This is a genomic window from Streptococcus mitis, assembly GCF_001579035.1.
In the GTDB taxonomy this organism is placed as follows: domain Bacteria; phylum Bacillota; class Bacilli; order Lactobacillales; family Streptococcaceae; genus Streptococcus; species Streptococcus mitis_J.
In genome coordinates, this window is sequence record NZ_KQ970289.1 from 34,068 (window position 1) to 36,462 (window position 2,395).

The following is a 2,395-nucleotide window of genomic DNA, read 5'->3' on the forward strand; positions in this document are numbered from 1 at the left end:
CAAGAGTTGCAGACGTGCCTTGCCATTATCTGACAAAGCTTGTTCAAGCTCTTCCTGATGCTGTTTGGATTTTTCTTCATAAGCTGCTGAGAAAGCATTTAAACCTGACAAATCTTGATATTTTAAGCGTGCTATATTGTAGACTTTCTGATCAAACTGACTAGGTAAAAGCACCCCGTAAGCTGTCAGAGTCCCACTTCCACTTGCTGCGTAGCCCATATCTCTCTGAGAGAGGATCTCAGCTGAATCCACAAAACCAGTAATGGTATAGGTATGGTCTTTTAAAGAGGAATGACTGCCTTCTTTTTCTTTAAAGCTAATCTCCTGCCCCACACGATATTGGCCTTGCAAATGACTGGCCAAAGCGATTTCCCGTCCTGTCTGAGGAAGTCGCCCTTCTGTCACTTGGAAGGTTGAAATTCGCTCTGGTTTGGAGTACAGCCGAATGGCATCCTGCCCATTATCCATGGTCATATCTGTCAAATAGCCAAACTCAACCTCTGCGCCCTGTGTCTGTTCTAGTTCTTCTTGATCCGCTTGATCCAAGCCATAGTTAGACATAACTGCTAAATCCAAGGTTTGAGCATTTGTTAAATAAGCGTTAGCTGTCGCCTCCATATTGGGACTGGTTACTTTGAGGCCTACTAGGGCTAAAGAACCCAACATCATCAAGGTCAAGATGGATAAAAAACGCCCCTTGGAGCCTGTGAAGGACTGAATCAAGTCCTTCCAATAGGTTTTTCGCTTGATCATGCTAGTACTCCAAACTGTCGATATCCTGAGGATGCTGGTTGAGCACCACATCCTTGACACTGGCATCGTGCATATGAATCACGCGATCAGCAATGGGCGCCAAAGCTCCATTATGAGTCACGATGATCACCGTCGCTCCCTTTTGACGAGACATGTCTTGGAGAATCTTCAAGACTTGCTTACCCGTCTGATAATCCAAGGCTCCAGTTGGTTCGTCACAAAGGAGAATTTTAGGATTTTTGGCTACCGCGCGTGCAATGGAGACTCGCTGTTGCTCCCCTCCAGAAAGCTGAGCTGGAAAGTTATTGAGACGATGAGCCAGACCTACATCTGTCAAGACCTGTTCAGGATCCAAGGCATCCGTCACGATTTCAGAAGCCAGTTCCACATTTTCCTTAGCAGTCAAATTGGAAACTAGGTTATAAAACTGAAAAACAAAACCGACATCATTGCGGCGGTAATTGGTTCGCTGGTGGGAACTATAGTCTGCAATATTGGCACCATCAATCCAGATTTCCCCCTCATCATTGGTATCCATTCCCCCAAGAAGGTTAAGAACCGTTGACTTGCCTGCACCAGATGCACCTAGAATAATCACCAATTCACCCTTTTCAATCTCAAAATTCACATCACGATTGGCCACAATCTCCGTGTCCCCAACCTGATAACGCTTGTAACAGTGTTTCATCTCAATATAAGCCATCAGACCCACCCTCTCTCAAATAAATTACTTCCTACTACCATTATAACGCTTTTTCAACTAGTTGGAAACCAGAAGCAAATACAAAAAATCCTAGGAATTCCTAGGATTTCTGTCTATAACTTATTTTCCAAGGTAGTATTCAGAAACGACGTTCAATTTTTCGTCGAATTCGAATACCAATGGTGGGAAGTTAGGGATTTCCACGTCCATGATTTCGTCATCTGACAAACCTTTGATGTGTTTTACAAGGGCACGGATTGAGTTACCGTGAGCTCCTACGAATACGTTTTTACCATCTTTAAGAGCTGGAGCGATTTTATCTTCCCAGAATGGAAGGGCACGTTCCAAAGTCACTTTCAAGTTTTCAGCATCTGGGATAACTGAATCGTCAAGTGAAGCGTAACGACGGTCAGTGTGAGCTGAGTGCTCATCATCACGGTCCATGTTTGGAGGCAATACATCGTATGAACGACGCCAGATGTGAACTTGCTCATCACCAAATTGTTCAGCAGCTTCAGCTTTGTTTTTACCAGTCAAACCACCGTAGTGACGTTCGTTCAAGCGCCATGATTTTTCAACTGGAACCCACAATTGGTCAGAAGCTTCAAGAGCCAAGTTAGTTGTTTTGATCGCACGTTTCAATACTGAAGTGTAAGCTTGGTCAAATTCGATACCAGCTTCTTTGATCAATTTACCAGCGTCAATCGCTTGTTGTGTACCTTTTTCAGACAAATCAACATCAGCCCAACCAGTGAAAAGGTTAGCTTTGTTCCATTCAGACTCACCGTGGCGAGCAAAAACCAATTTTACCATTAGATGGATTCTCCTTTAAATTTTCCGAGGTTTCCCCTCGTTTATCTATTCTATTTTACACAATTTTTCACAAAAAAGCTAGTCAAAACTAAAAAGGAAAGGACTGTTTGGCAATCACATTATTTT

The 2,395-nt window shown here is 43.3% G+C and carries 3 protein-coding genes; all 3 read right to left on the bottom strand.

The features are described from left to right. Nucleotides 1-753 (bottom strand): ABC transporter permease (locus SMIDD26_RS07365; protein ID WP_134990244.1); only part of this gene is annotated, 753 nt, incomplete at its 3' end. A 1-nt stretch (nucleotide 754) separates the two neighbouring features. Beyond that, the gene (locus SMIDD26_RS07370; RefSeq protein ID WP_061439708.1) at nucleotides 755-1,456 is read right to left on the bottom strand and encodes an ABC transporter ATP-binding protein; all 702 of its coding nucleotides are present in this window, start codon (nucleotides 1,454-1,456) and stop codon (nucleotides 755-757) included. Between the two features lie 120 nt (nucleotides 1,457-1,576). Further along, entirely contained in the window at nucleotides 1,577-2,269 is a 693-nt protein-coding gene (locus SMIDD26_RS07375; protein WP_000240129.1) for a phosphoglycerate mutase, read from the bottom strand. Nucleotides 2,270-2,395 lie beyond the last annotated feature (126 nt).